This window comes from Streptomyces sp. WMMC500, assembly GCF_027497195.1.
GTDB lineage: Bacteria > Actinomycetota > Actinomycetes > Streptomycetales > Streptomycetaceae > Streptomyces.
The window spans coordinates 1,301,981-1,324,239 of record NZ_CP114905.1 but is presented as its reverse complement, the minus strand read 5'-3'; the positions used below and the strand labels follow the sequence as shown (position 1 = coordinate 1,324,239).

General features: G+C 70.2%; 20 protein-coding genes and 3 pseudogenes. 13 read left to right on the top strand and 10 right to left on the bottom strand.

Features of this window, described 5'->3' with window-relative positions:
- The first annotated feature begins 79 nt into the window (after positions 1–79).
- Positions 80–736, top strand: a complete 657-nt coding sequence (locus O7599_RS05485; protein ID WP_348652585.1) for a CAP domain-containing protein — start codon at positions 80–82, stop codon at positions 734–736.
- Positions 737–796: 60 nt separating this feature from the next.
- On the opposite strand, the pseudogene O7599_RS36865 reads toward O7599_RS05485, so the two are convergent.
- From O7599_RS36865 to O7599_RS05470, 4 genes and pseudogenes are all read right to left on the bottom strand, one after another.
- Positions 797–892: pseudogene (locus tag O7599_RS36865) on the bottom strand (IS630 family transposase); the annotation flags it as partial.
- Positions 893–1,069: 177 nt separating this feature from the next.
- Positions 1,070–1,405, bottom strand: a pseudogene (locus tag O7599_RS36860) (helix-turn-helix domain-containing protein); the annotation flags it as partial.
- Complete coding sequence (locus O7599_RS05475) at positions 1,341–1,505, bottom strand: helix-turn-helix domain-containing protein (protein ID WP_348652623.1); 165 nt, start codon at positions 1,503–1,505, stop codon at positions 1,341–1,343. The pseudogene O7599_RS36860 and the gene O7599_RS05475, both read right to left, overlap by 65 nt.
- 314 nt (positions 1,506–1,819) lie before the next feature.
- Entirely contained in the window at positions 1,820–3,268 is a 1,449-nt protein-coding gene (locus O7599_RS05470) for a polysaccharide biosynthesis tyrosine autokinase (protein WP_281620951.1), read from the bottom strand.
- 223 nt (positions 3,269–3,491) lie between these two features.
- On the opposite strand from O7599_RS05470, the gene O7599_RS05465 reads away from it, so the two are divergent.
- Both O7599_RS05465 and O7599_RS05460 read left to right on the top strand, forming a co-directional pair.
- Complete coding sequence (locus O7599_RS05465) at positions 3,492–4,043, top strand: hypothetical protein (RefSeq protein WP_281620950.1); 552 nt, start codon at positions 3,492–3,494, stop codon at positions 4,041–4,043.
- Between the two features lie 19 nt (positions 4,044–4,062).
- On the top strand, positions 4,063–5,925 hold the full coding sequence (locus tag O7599_RS05460) for a DUF4012 domain-containing protein (RefSeq protein WP_281620949.1): 1,863 nt from the start codon (positions 4,063–4,065) through the stop codon (positions 5,923–5,925).
- Here the strand turns inward: O7599_RS05460 and O7599_RS05455 are convergent.
- Entirely contained in the window at positions 5,907–6,497 is a 591-nt protein-coding gene (locus O7599_RS05455; protein ID WP_281620948.1) for a low molecular weight phosphatase family protein, read from the bottom strand. The genes O7599_RS05460 and O7599_RS05455 overlap by 19 nt on opposite strands.
- Before the next feature lie 166 nt (positions 6,498–6,663).
- On the opposite strand from O7599_RS05455, the gene O7599_RS05450 reads away from it, so the two are divergent.
- Both O7599_RS05450 and O7599_RS05445 read left to right on the top strand, forming a co-directional pair.
- Positions 6,664–7,854 (top strand): glycosyltransferase, encoded by a 1,191-nt coding sequence (locus O7599_RS05450; protein ID WP_281620947.1) that lies wholly within the window; start codon positions 6,664–6,666, stop codon positions 7,852–7,854.
- The gene (locus O7599_RS05445; protein ID WP_281620946.1) at positions 7,851–8,900 is read left to right on the top strand and encodes an NAD-dependent epimerase/dehydratase family protein; all 1,050 of its coding nucleotides are present in this window, start codon (positions 7,851–7,853) and stop codon (positions 8,898–8,900) included. Before O7599_RS05450 ends, O7599_RS05445 begins: the two co-directional genes overlap by 4 nt.
- 316 nt (positions 8,901–9,216) lie before the next feature.
- On the opposite strand, the pseudogene O7599_RS05440 reads toward O7599_RS05445, so the two are convergent.
- Together O7599_RS05440 and O7599_RS05435 are read right to left on the bottom strand one after the other, a co-directional pair.
- Positions 9,217–9,819: pseudogene (locus O7599_RS05440) on the bottom strand (MraY family glycosyltransferase); the annotation flags it as partial.
- 53 nt (positions 9,820–9,872) lie between these two features.
- Positions 9,873–10,937, bottom strand: a complete 1,065-nt coding sequence (locus tag O7599_RS05435) for an NAD-dependent epimerase/dehydratase family protein (protein WP_281620945.1) — start codon at positions 10,935–10,937, stop codon at positions 9,873–9,875.
- A gap of 219 nt (positions 10,938–11,156) precedes the next feature.
- Between O7599_RS05435 and O7599_RS05430 the strand changes: the two genes are divergently transcribed.
- On the top strand, positions 11,157–12,440 hold the full coding sequence (locus tag O7599_RS05430; RefSeq protein ID WP_281620944.1) for a nucleotide sugar dehydrogenase: 1,284 nt from the start codon (positions 11,157–11,159) through the stop codon (positions 12,438–12,440).
- Positions 12,441–12,581: 141 nt separating this feature from the next.
- Positions 12,582–13,898, top strand: a complete 1,317-nt coding sequence (locus tag O7599_RS05425) for a hypothetical protein (RefSeq protein ID WP_281620943.1) — start codon at positions 12,582–12,584, stop codon at positions 13,896–13,898.
- On the opposite strand, the gene O7599_RS05420 is transcribed toward O7599_RS05425, so the two are convergent.
- Positions 13,825–15,213 carry an O-antigen ligase family protein gene (locus O7599_RS05420; protein ID WP_281620942.1) on the bottom strand — a complete coding sequence of 463 codons (1,389 nt, stop codon included), beginning with the start codon at positions 15,211–15,213 and terminating at the stop codon, positions 13,825–13,827. The genes O7599_RS05425 and O7599_RS05420 overlap by 74 nt on opposite strands.
- Positions 15,214–15,455: 242 nt before the next feature.
- On the opposite strand from O7599_RS05420, the gene O7599_RS05415 reads away from it, so the two are divergent.
- Genes O7599_RS05415 through O7599_RS05390 form a run of 6 tightly spaced genes read left to right on the top strand, consistent with a single transcriptional unit; the run spans position 15,456 to position 20,514 of the window.
- Complete coding sequence (locus tag O7599_RS05415) at positions 15,456–15,896, top strand: N-acetyltransferase (RefSeq protein WP_281620941.1); 441 nt, start codon at positions 15,456–15,458, stop codon at positions 15,894–15,896.
- 12 nt (positions 15,897–15,908) lie between these two features.
- Entirely contained in the window at positions 15,909–16,577 is a 669-nt protein-coding gene (locus O7599_RS05410; protein WP_281620940.1) for a PIG-L family deacetylase, read from the top strand.
- Positions 16,578–16,590: 13 nt separating this feature from the next.
- Complete coding sequence (locus O7599_RS05405) at positions 16,591–17,286, top strand: WbqC family protein (protein WP_281620939.1); 696 nt, start codon at positions 16,591–16,593, stop codon at positions 17,284–17,286.
- Entirely contained in the window at positions 17,286–18,446 is a 1,161-nt protein-coding gene (locus O7599_RS05400) for a glycosyltransferase (RefSeq protein WP_281620938.1), read from the top strand. Before O7599_RS05405 ends, O7599_RS05400 begins: the two co-directional genes overlap by 1 nt.
- Before the next feature lie 21 nt (positions 18,447–18,467).
- The gene (locus O7599_RS05395; RefSeq protein WP_281620937.1) at positions 18,468–19,310 is read left to right on the top strand and encodes a class I SAM-dependent methyltransferase; all 843 of its coding nucleotides are present in this window, start codon (positions 18,468–18,470) and stop codon (positions 19,308–19,310) included.
- Between the two features lie 4 nt (positions 19,311–19,314).
- A complete protein-coding gene (locus tag O7599_RS05390; RefSeq protein ID WP_281620936.1) occupies positions 19,315–20,514 on the top strand; it encodes a glycosyltransferase family 4 protein in 1,200 nt (399 codons plus the stop codon).
- Between the two features lie 204 nt (positions 20,515–20,718).
- Here the strand turns inward: O7599_RS05390 and O7599_RS05385 are convergent, their stop codons facing one another.
- A complete protein-coding gene (locus O7599_RS05385) occupies positions 20,719–21,213 on the bottom strand; it encodes a hypothetical protein (RefSeq protein WP_281620935.1) in 495 nt (164 codons plus the stop codon).
- A gap of 68 nt (positions 21,214–21,281) precedes the next feature.
- Complete coding sequence (locus O7599_RS05380; RefSeq protein WP_281620934.1) at positions 21,282–22,259, bottom strand: NAD-dependent epimerase/dehydratase family protein; 978 nt, start codon at positions 22,257–22,259, stop codon at positions 21,282–21,284.

Sequence of the window (22,259 nt, the reverse complement as noted above, 5' to 3'; positions counted from 1 at the left end):
ACGCGCCGGTTCCCGGAAGCGAGTGGAGAGTTGTGATCCCGATGCGTACCGTCGATGTCCCACTACGTCGGACCGACCGATGAGCAGCATGGACTGGAGCCGATATGCACCTGGACGACGACGCCGAGCAGGCCCAGATCCTTCCCCGGTGAGGAGCTGTGAGCGGCGTGGCCGCCACGGACGGATCTCTCGCGGACTGAAGATCCGCATCCTGGTGGGCGGAGTCGTGGCGGCCACCGCTTTCACTTTGGCCGGTACCCCCGCGCTGGCGCGCCCGTCCGATGCCTCGAAGCAGAGTTCCGCAGCCGTGCGCCCCGAGGCGCCTCCGAAGGCCCCGGAGCTGAGTAAGTCCGCGAGGTTCGAGAGACGGATCTTGGTCCTCGCGAACGCCGAGCGGAGGAAGGCTGGGTGCGGCCCTCTGCGTGTGTCCCCCCGCGTGCGGGCCGCCGCGCGGGCGCACGCCCGGGACATGGCGGCGCGCAGCTACTACGAGCACGTCAGCCCTGAGGGGGAGCACGCTGACGCCCGGATGCGGAGGGCGGGCTATCCGGTAGGAGCGTGGGGTGAGAACATCCACAAGGGACCCACGACTCCCGAGGCCGCTATGCGGGATTGGATGAACAGTCCCGGACACCGCATCAACATGCTCAACTGCGCCTACACGGATTTCGGCGCCGGTGTCAGCCTGAAAGCCAACGGCCCTTGGTGGGTACAGAACTTCGCCACTCGACGCTGACCCCGATTTCCGTGTGGCCGGTGGGTTACTGAGGTTGAACGCGTGATGTCGCTGGGTTGCTCAGGTGGGTCTGATGGTCAGGTCGGTCTCGGCGACGCAGCCGTCTATGAGGCCGCTGCGGTACTGGATGTGCCGTAAGCCTTGCCGGATGCGCCGCGCTCTCGGGCGGATGGTGGTACAGGCTGACGACATCGACGACCTTTCGCGATGAACTGAGGGTTCGGTGGAGAGCTTGAACGCGTCCTGGAGATGGTGCTTGAGGTCGAACTTCTTCCAGATCCGCCTGACGGCGGATTTCGAAACGCGGGAGTGCTTGGCCATCAAGGCCCGCGACCAGTGGGTGTCCTGGCCAGGGGTGGACTCCAACGTCGCCGTGAGCCCGTCCTCGACCTGGTTCAGCAGGATCGAGGGCGGCCTGCCCGGACGCGGCTCATCGCTCAGCCCGTCCAGCCGCAAGCGGATGAACCTCGACCGCCAGCGGTTCACTGTCCCCTGCGACACACCGAGTTCGGCGGCGATCTCCTTCTTCGTGCTGCTGTTGCTCCGGCCCCGGCCGCGGCTCGTCCACCAGGCCCGCCATCCGCCGGGCCACGAACCGCGAGCGTCACTTGAGCACCATCTCCGCGGACACCCCGACGTCCGCTGCCACAGCCGTATGGGACACTCCATCCGCACAGGCCAGAACGATCCGGGCCCGCTCCGCCACACGTGCCGGCACCGCACCGCCCGCCCAATGCGCCAACTCCGCCCGCTCAGCAGCAGACAGCACCACTTCGAAACAGCAACGAGGACCCGGAGACACCACAAAACAGCCTACAGACTTAGTGCCGTCATTTCCGGCGCATCACACTGGGTCGACAACCGGGCGGCGTTGGGCAGGTTGAGCACTCAGGGGTGGGTGAGCCCGCGGCCGTGGTAGACGTGATCACCGAATGCGTCTCCGCGGTCGGCACATGACGATCAGCCATCTCTTCGCTCGGGTAAGCCCGTTGACCAGGCGGCCGAGGTGTTCGTCGGCGTAGGCGAGTGAGGCGGCGTGGGACTGCCAGGAATCGGCAGCGAAAACGAACTACAACCGGAGTTTTAGGCACCGACCGCTTCGTCCACCGAGCGGTGCTTGCGCAGTCTGCCCAGGAGGCGGAGGGGGACGGGGAGATGTCGCTGCGCTCTCTGTGAGGCGACGTATCCGTAGTACTCGCTTTCGCCCTTCGAAGGCGCCATGTTGAGGATGGTGCCGAGCACGGCGGTGGGTGTGCACCGGAGTGCGCGGACGGCGTCGGTGAGCTGACCGCGACGTGTCCGTCCGTAGCGGACCACCAGCAGGTAGCCGTCCAGCGCTGGTGCCATCGCGGGAACGTCGGACAGCGGGAGCACCGGTGGGGTATCGACGACTACGTGGTCGAAGCTCTCAGCGAGGTCGCGTACCACCGCCCGGTACTGGGCGGAAGCCAGCATCTCCGCCGGGTTGGGGGGGATCGCTCCGCTGGTCAGGACGGAGAAGGAATCCGTGGACTGCAGCACTTCGCTCGTGGTCGCCTGGCCGATCATCACGGTGGTGAGCCCTGCGTTCTGGACCAGACCGAGCCTGCGCGCCAGGCAAGGGCGTCGCAGGTCGGCATCGACGAGGCACACGGAGGCGCCGAGTTCGGAGAGCGCCGCCGCGAGGTTGACCGCGACGCTGCTTTTCCCCTCGCCGGGTAATGCGCTGGAAACGGCGATGATCTTTGGCGTCCGGTCCACGTCCAGGAATCGCAAGGTGGTGCGCAGCCGCCGGAATGCCTCTGCACGAGGGCCGAAGGCATTCTCCAGGCTGGCGAGGGGATGCTCCGAGGTCCGCGCGTCATACGGGATGCTCCCAAGCACTGGGGGCACACCGCCTTCCGGCAGGGTTGCGCTGAGAGATTCGGTCAGGTCACGGCGGCTGCGCACCGACGAGTCGCGTGACTCCCGCGCGACGGCGAAGCCGACGCCGAGAGCCAGCCCCGCCACCAGTCCCAGCGACAGATTGAGCGTGAGGCTGGGGGAAGTAGGAGCCGTGGGCACGTCAGCGGGCTCGACGATGCTCAGCCGCACCGGTGACGACTTGGCCCCCACTGGCCGTTCGATCTCGGGGATGACCTCGGTGAACCGCTCGGCGACTGCATTGCTGATCCGGGCGGTGCGCGACGGCTTGGTGTCGGTGACGCTGATCCTGAGCAGCACCGTGTCGAGTGGTACCTCGGTGCTGATGACGTCCCCCAACTGTGCGGGCGTCATGTCGAGATCCAGCGCCTCCACAACCGGCTCTGTCACCTGAGGGCTCGACACCGCCTCCGCGTAGGAACGGACCCGCGCCTGAGCGAAGCTGTTGCCTTCGTTCAGCGTGACCGTGTCCTCGGTGGTCTGGAGCGACACGAACAGGGTGCTGGTGGCCCGGTATTGGGGAACGGCGGCGGAGGTGGCGAGCGCCCCGAGCACCGTGCCCAGCGTTCCCAGCACCACGATGGCACGCCATCGGCGGAGCAGGGTCGGCACGTGATCGAGCAGTTTCACGGGATTCGTCCCCCATCGCCTCCGGTACACGCGGGCGTCATTGGAAGGAAGTTGAGCACATCCCTTTTGTCTTCCATAAGGGGAGTGGCTCCCCATTAGCTCTTTCGAGTGATTCGAGCCGTTGAGCCGTTAGGAGGGCGGTTCGGGAGGACAGGGGATGGATATCTGATCGAAGACTGCCGGGGGGCGCCGCCAGTTCGAACAGCTCTAGGAGCGTTGAGAGATGCTCAGACGATCCGTATGGCGCACCGCCCTCACGGCCTTCGCAGCGGTTGCCGTTCTCCTCACGGTACCGCTGACGGTCGCAGAGGTCGCGCACGCCCAGACCTACCCGCCGCGTCCGCCGCCGAGCCTCAGTCTCAGCCAACTCTTCGTGGTCGCCGGCGACCCGGTGCGGTTCACAGCGAAGGGCTTCGATCCCAACCAGCAGGTAGTCGCCGTGCTGAGAGACCGCCCGAGCCAGCCGCTGGGCACCTTCCAGGCCGACGCGCGCGGGAGGGTGTCCGGGAGCGTCACGATTCCCAGGTCGACCGGCCTGGGCTTCCATCAACTTCAACTCAAGGGGCAGAACCCCAACCTCACGGCGTCGGCGTTCCTGTTCGTCTTCCCGCGCTTGACTCCCCATGCCGGGGAGTCAAGTCAGCAGGAAGAGCAGCAGCACGCGAAGGTCGACGCCGGCATCGGGCCGCGCCAAGTGGGTGGCGCTGCGGCCTTGGTCGCGCTCGGTGGCGGAGCGTGGCTTGGGGCTCGGCGCCTAAGGAACGGGACCCGGTGACCGCCGGCTTGGCAACGCGATGCCCGCACGTCGACTGACGCGCCTGCCCTCGCGCCTCAAGGTGGTGACCGGCGGGCCCCGCCTCTGGCGAAGCCGGCTGTCGCCACCACGCCGTGCCCGGGACCACAGGTGGTTCCGGGCACGGCATCTGCTGCTGGGCTGTGCCGGTCTGCTGCTGGTCGGCGCCGGCTGGCTCCTGGTCACCGGACTGCTGGCCCGCAGCGAACTCCTCGCCGCGCGACGCGAACTGGAGACGGCGCGGCAGTCGGTCATCGCCAACCCCGACAAGTCTCGCAGGGCTGTGAGCGCCGCAGCCGAGCACGCCACGCAGGCGCGCGTTCTCACCTCGGGGCCTGCCTGGTTCCTCGCCGACGCCCTGCCGGTCCTCGGCGATCCCGCCGAGACGGTGCGTGGCGCGACGAACGCGACCGACCGGCTGACGAGGGAGGTGCTGCCTCCGCTGGTGCGGCTCGTCTCCGATGTGGAGGGCGAGACGCGCGACGGTGGCGGCCTTGACACCCTGTCGTCCAGGCTTCGGCATGCGGCCCGGGACCTGGAACGGGCGGCGCAGGCCACCAAGGAGGTGGGTGCCGCCGTGGAGGCGCTGCCGCGCAATACCTGGCTGCCCACCGCTGATGCGCGTGACGAGTTGGTCCGCCAGGTCGACCGCCTCGCCACCGCGACCGACGACACCGCCCTGGCGGCCCGCCTCCTTCCGCCCATGCTGGGCGACGACAGTCCGCGCCGGTATTTCGCGGTCTTCCAGAACACCGCCGAATCCCGGGGCACCGGCGGAATGGCTGGGGCCTTCGCCGTGTTCACGGCCGACCACGGAGTCGTGCGTTTCGAGCACTTCGGCACGGGCTCCGAACTGTCGGACACCCGACCCGACATCGATCTCGGTACCGAATTCGAGGCCCAGTACGTTACCAGCGCTCCCACCCAGGTGTGGGCGAACTCCAACCTCAGCCCGCACTTCCCCAACGCCGCACGCATCTGGGCGGCCACGTGGCAGAAGCACAGCGGCCACCGGGTGGACGGCGTCATCGCGCTCGACCCCACCGGCCTGGGGCGCCTGCTCGAGGCGACGGGCCCGGCCCGGCTGCCCGACGGCACGGCGCTCACCGGCGGCACCGTCCGCGATCTCGTCCTGCGGACCGCCTACGAACGCTTCCAGGACGACGCAGAGCGCCAGACCTTCCTCCTCGACGTGGCGCGCACCGCCGCCGCGACCCTGACCGGTGCTTTCGACGACGGTGAGCGCGTGCCCTCACTGCTCGAAGCGGGAGCCGACGTGCTCAGGGAGGAGCGCCTGAAGGTATGGAGCGCGCACCGGGACGAACAACGGCACCTGGAGACCAAGTCCGTGAGCGGGATCCTGCCTGAGGACCCCGGACCCTTCGCGGGTCTCCTCGTCAACAACGCCGCCGGCGGCAAACTCGACTACTACCTGGAAAGACGGTTGCGCTGGACGCCCGGACGCTGCACCACCCTGGGCCGTACCGTCACCGCAAAAATCACCCTGAGCAACAACGCCCCCGCGTCAGGACTCCCTGCCTACGTCACCCAGCGCGGCGACGACGCCGACTACCCCACCCAGCCAGGTGACAACCGGCTGCTCGTCTCCTACTACGCCTCCTCGGGCGCGATTCTCACCGGAGCCGAACTGGACGGCCGCCCCATCACCGTGCACAGCGGGGTCGAACGCGGCCACCCCGTCCTCACCATGGATGCCGAACTGCCCGCACAGTCCACCCGCGTCCTCACGCTCCACCTGGTGGAGCCAGTGGGCAAGGAAGGTGACCGGGCGCCGGTGCTGCTGCGTCAGCCACTGGTCACCCCGATGCCGGTCACGGTGGACCCCTATCCGGACTGCGAGTGACCGGACAACCGCCGGTCACCGTCGCCTGCACCGCTCAGCACGGCACGGGCAATCCGCTCCACCGACTCCTCGATCCGCGCCGCACACGCCCGCAGCACCGACCCGTCCGAGCCGATCGGGTCCGCCACGTCCTCATCGGCGCCCGCCACGCGGACGCTTCCGCGCCGGGCGGCTGCGGCCCGGACAAGCGCCCCGAGTCGGGCGGCCGGGTCCGCGATCCCCGCCGCGTCCTCCTCTCGCAGCAGCAGGGCGAACTCCCGCAGCGTGAAGGCCCGGCATAGCGCACGCGCCGGGGCAAGTCGCACCGCGGCCTCGCGATGTTCGACAGCGGCGCCCAGCACCAGATCAGCACGCTCGACCAGTTCGGTGGTCAACCGCCGTGCCACGGGCTCCGCGAGATCTCCGCCCCGGGACTGGAGGATCGCCGTCACCGCCGGTGGCACCGGTGTGCCGGGATCCGCCGCCGTGCCCGCGCTGGTCACTCCGATGGGCACCCGGCCAGGATCGGCCAGCCGCTGTCTGAGCAGCCCCGCCGCAAGCGGTGAGCGATACAGGTTGCCGGTGCACACCATGAGGACGCCGGTGCGGAATGGTTCTGACATAGCGCCAGTATGTCAATTCATCAATAAGAAGGATATATCAAGGAAGAATGCGTGATTCTCTGCTTTGGTGCGTTTACCTTGGAACATGCTGAGTGCAACGGCGGCACCACGCTCGGGTTCCGGTCGTCTTCGCGTGATGCGGGTCATCGCCCGCATGAACGTCGGTGGTCCGGCCGTCCAGGTCACCGCCTTGCTGCGTGGTCTCGACCCGGCCCGCTTCGAGCAGCGGTTGTTCGCCGGATCGGTTAGCCCCGGCGAGGCCGACCATCTCGACAGCCGCGCCCCCGACGTGCCGGTCCGGCGGGTGGCCGCGCTGGGCCGGGCAGTCCGGCCGGGCGACGATCTCCGTGCGGTGCGGGAACTCACCGCCGCCATGCGCCAGTTCCAGCCGCACATCGTCCACACGCACACCGCGAAGGCCGGCGCCCTGGGCCGCGTCGCCGCAATCCGGGCACGGGTGCCCGCCCGCGTGCACACCTATCACGGCCACCTGCTGCACGGATACTTCTCGCCCCGCGTCACCGGCATGGTCGTCCACGCGGAGCGGCTGCTGGCCCGGCACACCGACCGGCTCGTTGCCGTCGGCGTGCGGGTGCGGGACGACCTGATCGCCGCCGGGATCGGACGGCCGGAGCAATACGCGGTCGTGCCGCCGGGGACCGTGCTGCCCACGCTCCCAACGCGTGCGGACGCCCGGCGGCGACTCGGCCTGCCACCGGACAGTCCTGTCGTCGCGTATGTCGGCCGCGTGACACGGATCAAGCGGCCCGACCGGTTTGTGGCCGTCGCCCGCGAGGTGCGGCGGGCCGTACCCGCCGCCCGTTTCGTGGTGTGCGGCGAGGGCGACCTCGCCGGCGCACTGGCCGGACAGGCCGGCACGGAGGATCTGCTCCAGCCACTGGGGTGGCGCGCCGACGTCGAGACGGTGTACGCGGCGGCGGACCTGGTGCTGCTCACCTCCGACAACGAGGGCATGCCCGTCAGCCTCATCGAGGCGGGCCAGGCCGGTGTCGCCGTGGTCGCCACCGACGTGGGCAGCGTGGCCGAGGTGGTGCGGAGCGGCGAAACCGGGCTGCTGGCCGCGCCGGACGTCGCGGAGCTCGCCCGTCATACCGTGCGGCTCCTCAAGGACCCCGGGCTCCGCCGCGACATGGGCCAGCGGGCCCGCGCCTGGACCATGCGCCGGTTCGGAGCGGAACGCCTGATCGCCGACACCGACCGCCTGTACGCCGAGATCGCCGTGGCGCGCGGCTGGTGGCCGCCGCCCTTAGCGGACGGCGCCGCAACAGACACGAACACAGCAGAAGGAGAGGGTGAACGCACGTGAACGTTGTTGTCACCGGCGGAGCAGGATTCATCGGAGCGAACCTCTGCCGCTGGCTCACCGCAGGCCGGACCGACCATCACGTCACCGCCCTGGATGACCTCAGCACCGGCTCGACGGCGAACCTGGACGGGGTCGCCGCCGAGTTCGTCGAGGGCAGCGTCCTGGATGCTCGCCTGCTCGACGACGTGATCTCCTCGGCGGACGCGGTCGTCCACCTGGCCGCCCGCCCTTCCGTGCCCCGCTCCCTGACCGATCCCGTCGCCAGCCACGAGGCCAACGCCACGGGCACCGTGCGTGTGCTGGAGGCGTGCCGCCGCCGCGGCGTTCACGTCATCGCCGCCTCGTCCTCGTCCGTTTACGGGGACTCCGCGGAACTGCCGAAACACGAGGCGCTGCCCACGATCCCGCTCAGCCCGTACGCCGCCAGCAAGGTCGCCACCGAGGCGTACACACTTGCCTACGGGGCGGCGTACCGTCTGCCGGTGCTCGTGCTGCGCTTCTTCAACGTCTACGGCCCGCTGCAGTCCCCGGCACACGCCTATGCCGCTGTCGTCCCGGCGTTCATCGACGCCATGCTGCGCGGGCGGCCGGTGACCATCTTCGGTGATGGCCTGCAGACGCGAGACTTCACGTACGTCGGCACGGTCGTCCGTGTTCTGGCGGACGCGGTGGAACATTCGGTCTGCTGCCGCGGGCCGGTGAACCTCGCCTTCGGCAATCACGTGTCGCTCCGTCAACTCGTCGAACGGCTCACTGCCGTCGTCGGGTCGCCGCCCCGAGAGATCCGGCACGAGGCGGCCCGCGCGGGCGACGTTCGCGACTCCCAGGCGGCCGACGGCCTGCTGCGGCGACTTTTCCCCGACGTCACTCCCGAGCCTTTGGACACGGGTCTGGCGGAGACTGTTCGGTGGTTCCGCAGGCTCCCCGGGTACGTGCCTGATCCGAGAACCTCGGACGCAGGCTACGGAGTGGCCGGCGCGGGCGCTGCGGCGGCACCCGACGGTCCGCCCGACCAGGAACCAGCGGGCCCACCGCCGGAAGCGTGATCAGCGAGCCGACGATGGCGGCGGCGGACATCGCGGCGCCGCTGAGCGCGATGCCCGGCGGCGCGCCGGTCAGCACCAGCGCGGTGAGACAGCCAACTGTCGCGACCCCGCACAGGAGCAGCACGGCCCACGGCACCCTCAGCCCCACGCGCCGCAGCCGGTGGGCGGCGTGGTCGGTGCCCCCCCGTAGCAGTGGTTGTCCCGCCATACGACGGGAGAGCATGACAAGGAAGGTGTCCGCAGTGGCGATCAAGGTGGCCAGCCACACGCCGAGGAGCCCGGTCGGCCCGTCGCCGCCCGCGTGGAGCACGACAGCGGCCGAGGACAGGGTGAAGCCGAGGAAGAGGGAGCCCGCGTCACCGAGGAATATCCGCGCCGGATGCCAGTTGTGACCGAGGAATCCCAGGCACGCTCCGGCCAGGGCGGAGGTCACCAACACGAGCCCCGCTTCGCCCCCGGACAGCGCGGTCCCGCAGAGGAATCCACCGCTGATCGCGCACAGCGACGCGGCCGCGCCGTCCGTGTTGTCCAGCAGGTTGACTGCATTGGTGGTGAAAACGATCCACGCCACGGCCAGGGCCGCGTCGATCCCGCCCCAACCGGTGAGTTCGGGGCCGCCACCCACCGCCACCACCGCCGCCGCTGCGGGGATTTCGACGCCCAGCCGCAGCCCAGGGCTGAGCGGACGCACGTCATCGACGAGGCCGAGCACGGCCACGGCCGCGGCGGCACCGAGGAGGACCCCCAGTGTCGGGTCGAGCAGGTCGTCGGCGAGCGCGGTGCCGGCACCGACGGTGAGCGTGGCCGCAGCGACCGCGACGCCGCCGAGGTACGGCGTCGGCGCGGCGTGCGCTTTCCCGATGCCGGGCCGGTCGGTCAGGTGATGGCGGAGAGCGAGGCGCCGCAGCGGCTCCGTCATCAGCACCACGCCCAACAGGGCGGCGCCGGCAGCCGCTGCGGCGAGCGAGGCGCTCATCTTCCGCCCTCCGCAACCGGGGCCGAGGGAGGGGCCGAACTTCGCCGACCGGGGACACCCGGCGCATCCCCCGGTTCCGAGCTGTCCTGCTGCTCTCGTGCCTCAGCGATGGCGGCCGCCATCACCTCGACCATGGAGTGCCGTGGCCGCCAGCCGGTCAGCTCGCGCAGCTTCGTGGTGTCCGGCAGTCTGCGTTCCATATCCTCGAAGCCCGGCCCGTACGCCTCGCCGTAGGAGAGCTGTCGCACCACTGACGCGCTCCCGGCCTGGGCGATCAACCGTTCGGCGAGTTCAAGGACGGTGATTTCCTCCTCACCCCCGATGTTGAACGTCTCCCCGTCCGCCGCCGAGTTGTCCAGCAGGAGGAGCAGCGCCGCCACCGCGTCCGCAACGTGCAGGAAGCAGCGCCGCTGCTGGCCGGTGCCGTGGACGGTCAGGGGGTCACCGGCCACCGCCTGGTGGGCGAAACGCGGGATGACCATGCCGTAGGCGGGGCTCTGCCGGGGGCCGACGACGTTGAAGAACCGGACGATGGTGGTCTTCAGACCCCGCTCACGGTGGTAGAGGTTGGCGAGTACCTCGTCCACGGCCTTCGCGGTGCTGTACGACCACCGGGCAACCGACGGGCTGCCAAGGATGCGATCGGCCATCTCGTCGAGCGCGCCGTGTGAGTTCTTGCCGTAGACCTCCGACGTGCTCGCCACCAGAACCCCGCAGCCATGGCGATGCGCCGCGTCGATGACGGTCTCGGTGCCTCGGATGTTCGTGACGAACGACGTCAGCGTCTGTTCGATGATCAGCTTGACCCCGACGGCCGCGGCAAGGTGCACCACGGCATCACATTCTTGTGTCAACGTATCCACCAGCGCGGCGTCGAGCACGGAGCCACGAACGAACCGGAATCCGCCGTGCTCCATGGCCGCCGCCAAGTTCTCCGTGCGCCCGGTGGAGAGGTTGTCTAGTACCACCACCCGCCTGCCCGCCGCCAGCAGGCCATCGACGAGATGAGAGCCGATGAAGCCGGCTCCGCCCGTGACCAGGTACGTCGTGCAGTAATTCATATTGCAGCCACTCCGCCCTCTTGGGGAATTGTCGAGTCACCCAATTGTCACATCTGGTGGAGAGATGGAACCCCGGTCATTTCGGAAATGCATCCGGTTACTTAGTAAGAGTGAACCTCGGTTCCCGGTTGAGTAGTTGGGGCCTCTCGCGTGCATAAAATCCGAAGGAAATCACGTGGGGATTCGTGGCATTATATTACTTTCAAGGGGTGGGTTGTTGTGTATGGCGGCAAGCAGGGCAGGCGGCAGAAGCTGGTGGTCGTCGGTCAGGGATATGTCGGACTTCCCCTGGCCTTACGAGCCGTGGAATGCGGGTTCACCGTCATCGGGCTCGACACAGACGCGCTGCGGGTCAAGCACCTGGAGTCCGGTGATTCGTACGTCGAAGATGTGAGCGACACCCGGCTGGCGGCCGCGCTCGCCGCCGGCCAGTACCATCCGACGACCGACTACGACAAGGCCGCCGACTTCGACGTATGTACGATCAGCGTGCCGACGCCGCTGCGCGATGGCGTCCCCGACTTACGCCACGTCCAGCGCGCGGGCCTGAACCTAGCGCCCCACATCAAGCCTGGCGCCACCGTGATCCTGGAGTCGACCACCTACCCGGGCACCACGGAGTGCCTCCTGCGGCCGCTGCTGGAGGATGGCAGCAGCCTGCAGGCCGGCCCCGACTTCCACCTCGGATACAGCCCTGAACGGATCGACCCCGGTAACCCCCTCTGGCGCCTGGAGAACACCCCCAAGGTGATCGCCGGTATCGATGCCGCCTCGCTGCGCAGTATCGAGCGCTTCTACAGCCGCCTCGTGGAGCGCACCGTGCCCGTGGGCTCCTGCCGCACTGCCGAGCTGTGCAAGCTGCTGGAGAACACCTTCCGGCACGTGAACATCGCACTGGTCAACGAGCTGGCCATGGTCTCCAGATCGCTGGACGCGGACATCTGGGAGGCCATCGAGGCCGCCGCGACCAAGCCGTTCGGATTCATGCCCTTCCGCCCCGGCCCTGGCGTGGGTGGGCACTGCCTGCCGATCGACCCTTGCTACCTGTCCTGGCAGGTCAGGCGCCTGCTGCGACGGGACGTCAGGACCGTCCAGCTTGCAAACGAGATCAATGGCGCCATGCCCGACCACCTCGTGGCACGGATCAGCCGGGGACTGAACGCGCGCGGCAAGCCGGTCAACGGCTCCCGCGTCCTGCAACTGGGCCTGGCCTACAAGAAGAACACCGGCGACATCCGCGAGTCGCCGGCCCTGGCGCTGGCACGGTCGCTGGTCGGGCTCGGCGCCCGGGTGGCCGCTGTGGAACCGTACACCGACCCCGCGCTGCTGCCTCAGGACATCACCTGCGTCGAGCTGACCGAGGCCGAGCTCCACGCGGCCGACGTGGTGGTGGTCGCCACCGACCACGACGCCTTCGACTACGCACTCGTCGAGCGGGCCGGGGTGTATGTGTTCGACACGCGCAACCGGTGTCGCCGCGGTGAGCACGTCGAGGTGCTGTAGGACGTGCCCGGCGAATCACCGGGCACCGCTCCGGTACGTCCTGTGTGGGCGCGAGTAGCTGGCATCCCGCGCCCGTGGCTGCCACGCCGTCGCCACCTCGCCGCATTCGCCTCGCTCAGCGCCGCCGGCCAGGCCGAGTCCGTGTTGTCGTTCGTCACCACCGCCGTGCTGGTCCGGGTCGCCGGTCCGGCGGAGGCAGGGCAGGTGTTCTTCGCGCAGTCCTTGGCGACGGTCTGGTTTCTGGTGTGGGACCCGCGCATGGAGGACGCCATGCAGCACTTCGTACCCGCCGCGCAACGGGGCGGCCCTGGCCGGGGTACCCGGCTCTACCACCGGTTGCTGCGTGTGGACGTCGCGACGGGCGCGGTGGCCACGGTCGTCGGCGTGGCGGTCGCGATCGCTGTCGCCGCTTCCGGATGGCTTCCCGACGAGCAGGGCACGTTCCTGGTGCTGGCGGTGGTGGCCGCGGGCACGGCCACCCCCTCGGGCAGTGCGTCGGCCGGCTACGCCCTCGCCGACCGACTGTCCCGGCTCGGCCGGATACGCGTGGCAATGGCCCTGGCCGGGTGCCTGGGGACGCTGTTGGCACTGCTGGCCGCCGGGCCGTCTGGCTACCTGGCAGCAGGCGCGGTCTCGGGCCTGGCGGCAACGGTGCTGCTCACCGTCGACGCCTGCCGCCACATGCGCCGGGCCTGCGGGGTTCCTCGAGGCGGAGTCGATGGGGAAGCTGACAGGGAGGGGGATGGAGGGGACGACACCCGGCTGCCCGCGGGGCTGGTCCCCTTCGTGATGAAGAGTTCGGTGACCGCGTCGGTGGCCGTGGCCGCCGAGAACGGCGTCTCGCTCCTGGCCGGGCTGCTCGGCGGACCCACACTCGTGACGTACCTCAAGGTCGTCGCCGCGCCTGGCCGCCTCCTCGCCAGCGTGGTCAACCCCGTGTCCGCGCAGCTTCACCCGCGCCTGGCGCGGGCACGCGCAGGTGGGCGCCGCGCGGCGGTGATGCGTGACGCGCTCCGCTCCAGCGCGGTGACGTCCGCCGTGGGTGGAGCTGGCGTGGTGGTAGCGGTTCCCCTGTCCGGTCCGGTGCTAGGCCTCGTCTACGGCCCGGCGTACGCAGCCTTGGCCACGCCCGCCGTGGTGCTGATGGCCGCAGCCGCGCTGCGGGGCACGGTTGTGTGGGGGAAGGTGCTGCCGTCGGCACTGGGCCGCCCCGGTGTCCGGCTGGCGTTCGTGACGGCCGAGGGCCTGGGTCTGCTGGGTGTGCTGGTCGTCGCGGTCCGGAGCTGGTCCGGCGCCTCGGCCGTGACCGCCGCCTTCGCCTGGGGTTCGCTGTGCTTGGTGGTCTTCAGCACCGCCGGCTGGTTCGCCGCTCTGCGGTCTCTCGTCAGGGCGATGCCCCCGCCGCGTGGCCCGGCGGAGCCGAGCCGCGACCCATCGACGGGGGACTCCCCTCCTTGAGTAGCCCGTCACCGCACGGCGCGTCGTCCTCCCGGCCGAAGGACAGGCCGGCGTAGACGAAGAACAGCAGCGTCAGCATGGAACCGGCGAAGAGCGTCATCTCGGAGAGGGACATGGCCAACACGGCGACCGTGAACAGCAGGGGGGCGTCGCTGCGGGCGGCGCGCAGTGAGATCAGCAGCACTGCCAGAAACAGCGTCAGCAGCAGCAGGCCCGGGACTCCCGTGAAGGCGAAGACGCTGATGAACAGGTTGTAGGGCAGGACCTCCTCGGGAGTGTCCGACAGGTGCTGCCTGAGGTACTCCATGGACGAGACCTCCCCCCAGCCGCTCCCGAAGACGGGATTGGCCATGCCGTCGCGAATCCCGTTGACGACGCTGTGTACCCGGTATCCGACGCTGTCCCCGTTGAGTCCGAAACGCTGGGACACCGAGTCGACGATCTCGAACCCCAGCACCGCCATGCACAGGAGGACGACGACGAGCCGGCCCGGCGACCGCCTCGGCATCCGCCAGACAACGAGCATGACGACGGCGGCGAACCACACGCCGCGGGTCTGCGTCAGCAGGATCCCGCCCAGCAGCGCCGCGGCGACTACCCAGCGGCCGGTGAAACGGAGTTCGCCGCTCAGTAGGGGACACAGCGCGGCCAGCAGCAGCATCCCGGCCTGCGCCGGATCACCGATGTCCAGGCCCACCAGGCGGGTCTGCCCCTGAAGCACGCCGCCGGCAAGGTTGACCAGGGCATAGCAGAGGACCACGCCGTAGACCACCCGCCGCTCGGTGGCACCGCGACGCGACATTGCCATGAACGCCGCTGCGTAGACAGCAATCCGCAGCAGAGGCGTCGCCGACGCCCCTGCGATGACCGTGGCCAGGAGGGACCAGGCCAGGAAGAGCGCCAGGGACGGGCCGACGAGCCGGCGCGCCGCTCCCAGACCCTCCTGGCGTGGCAGCACCGGCACGCGCACCAGATACATCAGCAGCAACAGGTCGCTGGCGAGCAGCGGCCCCACCACCGGGGACATGAGCGCGCTGGTGCCCAGCCCGTGGACCGTCACGACGGCCGCCGCCAGCAGCACGCCGCGCGGCAGCAGCAGAGCGGCGGCGACCGCGACCGCCCCGACCAGGGGGACCACGCCCCACCCCCCGTCACCCCCCGCCTGAGCCGCCTCGGACTCCGGCGACGCCAGCAGACCAGAGACCAGATCGCCGTGCGCGGCAAGGCCGTACGTGAGCAGGAGCAGGCCAGCCGCCGCGCCGACCAGCGGCAGGGAGGCATCCCTGGACAGGCTCCGCATCACACGATGTCGCACGGTTCCTCCACCTGCGCATCCGACGACGGCCGCGCTCAGTCTGCCGCGAAGCGTGCACGGAAGGCCCCGCAAGCGGAACACATACTTCTTTCGGATGAATTTGACGCATCATCCCCCATATGGCTCTATGCCGTGTCACTCTGATTGCAGAGGGTGACGGTTCGACTGCGGGAGTCTGTATGGACGGCAGGGGAGAATCAGCCGCGGCTCGCCCACGGCGGCAGCTGCTGCGGCTGGAGCATGTGGCGGACCATCTCATTCCCGCGCTCGTCGAGGTGGAACGACGGGCCCACCAGGCCAGCAGCCATTACGACGACGAGCCGTGGCGGGCGGAGAACTTCACCCGCGCGCTGCCCGGCAAGCAAGAGCTGAGCCTCGTCGCCGTGGCTCGGGGCAGCCCGGTCGGGTTCCTCATCGCCTCCCGGCAGCAACACGGGGCGCACATCCACCGGTTGGCCACCGACCCGGGCCACTGGGGCACCGGCACCGCCTCCCAACTGCTCGACCGCTTCCTCACCGAGGTCCCCGGGACCGTGACCGTCGTCTGCGACCCCCATAACAAACCAGCGCTCTCGCTCTACGAACGCGCGGGATTCCGCGTTACTGGCAGCACACCGGCCGGGAAGGCCGCGCTGGCGCGACCGGACCCGGCCCGTGCCGGCAGGACGTCGGCAGAACGGTGAGAGGACACCACGATGCTCTGCAGTAACCCGACATTCGAGCGGAGCCTCTTCGTAGGAGCCCACCTCGACGACATCGAGCTCGCGGCCGCGGGCACCGCCGCCCGCCTGGTCCGGGCCGGGGCGCTGGTGCGTTTCCTGGTGATGAGCACCTCCGCCTACACCGCGTACGACGGAAGCCGCTGCCGCGAGGCCGGGGTGGCGGTGGCGGAGGGGAAAGAGGCCGCCACGACTCTGGGCGTGAAGCAGCTCGACATCCTGGAGTTCCCCGCCAAGGACGTGGAGAACCACTCGACCGTGGTGGAGGCCATCAACGAGGTCATCGACGACTTCAGACCCACTCTGGTCTTCACCCACTGGCCGTTCGACACGCACCGGTCCCACGCCAACACTTCGCTCGCCACCATCGCCGCCGGCAGGTACTCCAACTCCATCGTCATGTACGAGCCGATCACGCCCGCCGGGCGTAGCTACGTCGGCTTCCGACCCCAGCTGTACGTCAATATCGACGACACAGCCGAGCTGAAGCTCCGGGCGTTACGCCAGCACCGGTCGGAGTACGAGAAGTACGGCGGGGAGAAGTGGATCGAGGGCGTCGAGGCCCGCTCCCGCTACCGGGGCTACGAGATGGGCGCCCGGTACGGCGAGGCATTCGAGATCTCCCGCATGGAAGCCCTGATGTGACGGGGAGGGCATTGTGAGGGTCACCATCCACCAGCCCGAGCACCTGCCATGGCTCGGCCTCCTCGCCAAGGTGGCCGCCTGTGATCTGTGGATCGTGCTCGACTCGGTTCCGTACCGGAAGAACTACGTCCAGAACCGCAACCTGGTCCTGCTGAACGGGCGTCCCACCTGGCTGACCGTTCCCGTGTCCGCACCCCTCGGCACCCCCATCCACGAGGTGCGGATCTACGAGGTGCCGCACTGGCGGCGGCGCTACCGGGGACGGCTGACGCAGGCGCTCGCCGACACCCCGGGGGCGAAGCGCATCGGCCCTGTCCTGGAGTTGCTGGACGCGACACCCGTCGGCGGCCGCCTAGCCGATCTCAACCTCGGCCTCGCCGGCTGGCTGCTCGGCCAGTTCGGCGTCACCGTGCCCCGCGTGCGCGCCTCCGCGCTCCGGGTGCCCGGGACCCGAAGCGAGCGGCTGGTCAACTTATGCCGGGAGGTGGGCGCCGACGAGTACCTCTCGGGTCCCGGCGGACGGGAGTACCTGGACCCGGCGGCCTTCGCTGAGCAGGGCATCTCCTTGAAGTTCTTCGACTTCGATCACCCCGCGTACGACCAGGGCGACGCATCGTTCGTCCCCCGCCTCTCGGCGGTCGACGCCTGGGCGCGGCTGGAACCGCCCGAACTGCCCCCGCTGCTGTCCCACTACAGGCTCAGCCCCTGATGACCGCCCAGCATGCTCCGCGCAGGCTCACCGTCGTGACGTTCTCCGCCGCCCGGCAGCCGAACGTCACCGTCTCCAAGGACTTCAGCACCTGGGAGGCGCTGGGCAAGCAGCTCGGCCGGGCGCACTGCGTCTGGGCGGGGCCGTCGCTGGATTTGCGGCTCGGATCGCTGCACGTCGTCAGGCGGCCGCGCCGGCCCGGCGTGCGCTCGCTGGCATGGGTGGCCGGGGCGGTCATGACCGGCACGCGGCTCGCGCGCGCCGCCGCCCGCCGGGGAGAGGTCGTCGTGCTCAACGGCGCGGAGCCGTGGGGGTGGCTCGCCGCGTGGCTGGTCTCGCGCCGCGTCAGGCGTCCCTGGCTGATGGACGTGCACGGCGACTACCTCGGGCTGCCCGTCGCTTCGTTGGGACGCCGGCGTCGGGCGGTGCTGCGCCGGGCCGTCGTGGTGTTCGCCCAGCGCAGCACAGCCCGCCGCGTCGTCGCCCGGTCGATCGCCGAGGCGCTGCGGCGACGCGGCATCTCTTCCGTCCTGATCCCCTCCCGGCTGCTTCCCGACTGGGAGCAACCCCTGCCGCGCGCCCGGCCGCCGCTGGCAGATCCCTCCGCTCCCCGGCTGTTGGCGGTGGGCCGGCTTCACCCGTCCAAGGGCTACGACCTATTGCTCGCCGCTGTCGCCGAGCTCGTCGCGACACTGCCCGGCCTGCGGCTGCGCATCGTGGGGGACGGGCCGCTCCGAGGCATCCTCGCGCAGCAGGCCCACCACCTGGGGCTCGGCGGCCATGTGACGTTCCTCGGCGCGCGGGACGTGGCGGAGGTGCGCGAGGAGATGGCCGGTACGGACCTCTTCGTCATCTCCTCGCGGGACGAGGGGATGCCGCGCACGCTGATGGAGGCCGCGGCCTCCGGCGTTCCCGTCATCGCCACCTCGGTCGGCGGCATCCCGGCGGCCACCGAGGGCTGGGAGAGCGTGACCCTGGTCGACCCCGAGCCGGAGGACATCGCAGCGGGCGTGCGCCGCGTCCTCGGATCTCCGCACAGCGCCGGGCAGCTGGAGGCGGTACGTCGCCGCGCCCTCGCGACGTACGGCTTCGAGACCAACATCGCCATGCTGGCCACTCTCTTCCGTTCCGTGGCCGCTGCGCCGTCCACTTCAGACTGACACGGAGGGAAACACCAGAGCATGAGCCATAACACTGTGAGGCGGGCGGAGACGCTCCGCCGATGGGTCAGGCAGGCGGGCGTGAGGCCGGTCGCCTCGGTGCTGAGCGGGCATCTGGCGATGCGCGCGCTGGGGGCAGGCATCCGCCGGTGCACCCCGCCGGGCATCGCGGACTTCACCCGCTCCGGCGGCCAGCTGGCCATGTCGGCGGCCGAGTTCCTTGCAAGCCTGGGATGGCAGCCGAGCCAGGTCGCCGAGGTGCTCGGTGAATACCGGGAGGTCGCCGGGAACCTGGCTGCCCGCTACGCCGAAACGGAGTTGTACTACCCGAGGACCCACGGCGTCGAGGCCGGAACCAGCGCCGCGCTCTACGGTCTCGGCAGGCTGCTTCGGCCGGGATGCGTCGTGGAGACCGGGGTCGCCGACGGCCGCTCCTCCTGGCTGCTGCTCGCCGCGCTGGAACGCAACGGGGCAGGCGTGCTGCACAGCTTCGACGTCAACGCCACCGCCGGCCGCCTGGTGGCCCACCACCCCCGGTGGCGGCTGAAGATCCTCAGCGCTGCGTCACCCGAGACCTCACTGAGACTGGCGCTGGCACGCATCGGGAAGATCGACCTGTTCTTCCACGACAGCGACCACATGTACCTGCCGCAGTTGTTCGAATATGGCGAGGCATGGCACCGGATGGCCCCGGGCGGGGTGCTCGCGAGCGACGACGTGAACTGCAGCAGGGCATTCATCGACTTCTGCGCAGCCAAGGGCCAACGCCCCGCGTTCCTCTTCGACTCCAGGAAGATCAGCGGTGCGGTGCGCCTGGCCGAGGCGCCGCAGCCGCGTGCCGAGAACCCGCAGCCGGTGGGCTAGGCCGATGGAACGGATGGCCAGGGCTCCGCAGGAGGCGCGTCCTCGGCTGGTCTACGTCGTGCCTCACCTGTCCGAGACCGAGTCCGAGCACTTCGCGCACATCCCGGCACTGCTCGCTGCGCTCGGCGAGCGGATCGACGTCGCGGCAGTCGTCGAACGGGGTACACCCCCCGCCCGGCTGCCCGGGGTACGCCTGCTGCTGCCCGTCCCCGGCCGGGGCCGGCTCGGCCGGGCGCTGGGCACGGCTCTCACGATCCACCGCTGCGCCCGCGCGGGCTATCGCACGTACTTCCTGCGCTACTCCACCCTGTTCGTGATCATCCTCATTCTCACCCGCCCGCTCTACCGCCACCGCATCCTGCTGTGGCGAAGCGGCCTGCCCGACGTACGAGAGCCGGAGCAGCGCAAGACTCTCGGAGACCGGGCCCACGACGTCGTCAACCGGGTGACGGCACGGCTGGTGCACTGCCTGGTGACCGGTCCGGAGACGATGGTCCCGCTCATGGCCGGGCTCTGGGGGGTACCGCGTCACCGGATGAGGCTGCTGTACAACGACGTGGACGCGAAGCGGTTCGCGCCGCTGGACGAGGGGGAACGGGCGAGGGCCCGCGCCCGGCTGGGGTGGGGCGAGGCCGAGTTCGTCCTGCTCTTCGTCCACCGGCTGTCGTACCGGAAGGGCGTTCGGCTCCTGGCCCCGCTGCTCGCGGCCGTCAGCTCGGCCGTCGAGGACCAGGTGGACGCGTCGGCGGCCGAATCCGCATCCGGGGTCCGTGTCCGCCTCGTCGTGGCCGGGGACGGGCCCGAGCGTGCCCGGCTGGTGCGGCAGGCCGCCGACCCCGCGCTGGGAGGGCGGATGTCGCTGCTGGGCGCGGTGCCCAATCGGGACCTGCCCGAGTTGTACGCGGCGGCCGACTGCGTGGTCATGCCCAGCTACGAGGAAGGATTTCCGCGTGTGCTGCTGGAGGCCATGGCCTCCGCCACCCCCGTGGTGACGACGGACGCGGGCGGATCCGCCGACGTCGTCGGCGCCGGCTACCCGTACGTGGCGCCGGTCGGCGACCTCGACGTGCTCGTGGGCCACGTGTGCGCCGTGGTGTCCGCCGCCCCGGCGGAGCGGCGGGCACTGGGACGGCGGCTGCGGGCCCGAGCGGAGTGCGAGTTCTCCCCTCAGCGCGTCGCCGCGATGCTCCACGACCTGCTGTGAGGGCCGGACACCGTGCGTGCCGGCTGGGTCAGCGGCGGGGCCCGGCCGAGACCGGGCACCCAGACGGGCGCGGCCAGGGCGTAGACCGGCTTCGGGAAGACGCCGCTCGGCGCGGCTGGCACAGAGGTAGGGAGGCCGGTGGAGGCCGAGGCGGTCCCGCCAGCGGCCCGGCGTGGCGCGCTCGACCGGACGCACCGGGACGAGTCATGCCCGCACGGCCGCGCCGCCGGCGGGAAGCGCCAGCGTGCCCGGCGTGACGAAGGATGTGGCCCGCTCGTGCAGGCGCCGCTCGATGAACGCCTGGTGGTGGACCTGGCTGGGCACCTTCCGCACGTCGAAGTCGACGTAGACGCTGCAGGTGCGGTCGATGGCTCCGCCGTCCGGCAGGGCGTCGAGCACGTCGCCCCGCTGCCCTCGCAGTTGAGCCTGAGGTAGACCTCGTCGTCCGGCGAGGTGTTCGCGCGCAGCCAGTCCGTGGCGCGCATCGGAGCGATGGCCTCCGCCCTCCAACTGCCGGGTGTGCTGTCCCTTGTCGGCGTACACGCTCGCCCCGACCAGGACGGTGCCGAACAGGGTCGCCTCGCCCGCCCTGGCGGACAGCCCTGCCGGCACGATGCGGACCCGGGAGTCGCGGAGGCCCCGCAGGATTCGATGGCAGGTCCGCGACGGCTCGAAGGAGTAGATCCGCTCGAACCTCACCGGGATCCAGCGCGATGTCCAGCGCCTCGCCGTAGTGTGCCCCGACGTCGAGGCATGGTCCTGACTCCCTACCCGGTCCGGGATGACAACCAGGCCCACTGGCGTTCGACGCCCTCTCGCAGGGCTACCGAGGGCCGGTAGGCGAGGAGCGTGCGGGCCTTGGAGAGGTCGGCGGCCGTGGTGCGCACGTCACCCGCCTGCTCCTCGTCGGCCGTCACAGGAACCTCCTTTCCGGTGACGTCGGCGACGTGCCGCAGAACCTGGCGCACCGTCACACTGTCTCCGCCGCCGACATTGACCGCCTCAGCGGTGGCGGGCGCGACGGCGGCCGCGATGGTCGCCTCGACGGCGTCGGTGACGAAGGTGAAGTCCCGGCGCTGTCGCCCGTCCCCGTACAGCACCAGCGGCTGCCCTGTGACCACCGCGCTGAGCATGCGCCCGATGGCCATGTCCGGCCGTTGCCGGGGACCGTAGACGGTGAAGTAGCGGAGCGCGACCACGCTGGTCGGGCTCCCCGGCGCCAGCGCGTACGCGAGCGCGAGCCGCTCCGCGGCAAGCTTGGTGACGCCGTACGGCGATCTCGGGGCCGTGACGCCGTCCTCGCGCAGCGGGCCGGTACCGACCGTCTCGCCGTAGACGCTGGAGGAGGAAGCGAGGACCAGGCGGGGCACGCGGAGGGACTGGGCGGATTCCATCAGCCGCTGCGTGGCCAGCACGTTGCAGGCAAGGTACTCGCGGAAGGCGTCTCCCCACGACGGCCGAACACCGGGAAGGCCGGCCAGGTGGAAGACGGCGTCCGCGCCCTCCAGCCACCGCTTCGGCTCGTCGGTGACCAGGTCGCCCGAGGCTAGCCGGAAGGCGGGCTCACTGAGCGCGTCGCGGAGGTTCTGCGCCGCCGCATCGTTGTTCTGGGGGGTGCGCCGGTCGATGCCGAGGACGGTGACCCCTCGCCGCAGGAGGGTATCCACCAAGTGGGATCCGATGAAGCCGGCGGCACCGGTGACGACCGCGCGTTCGATGCGACGCGCGGGGCTTGTCGTACTCAT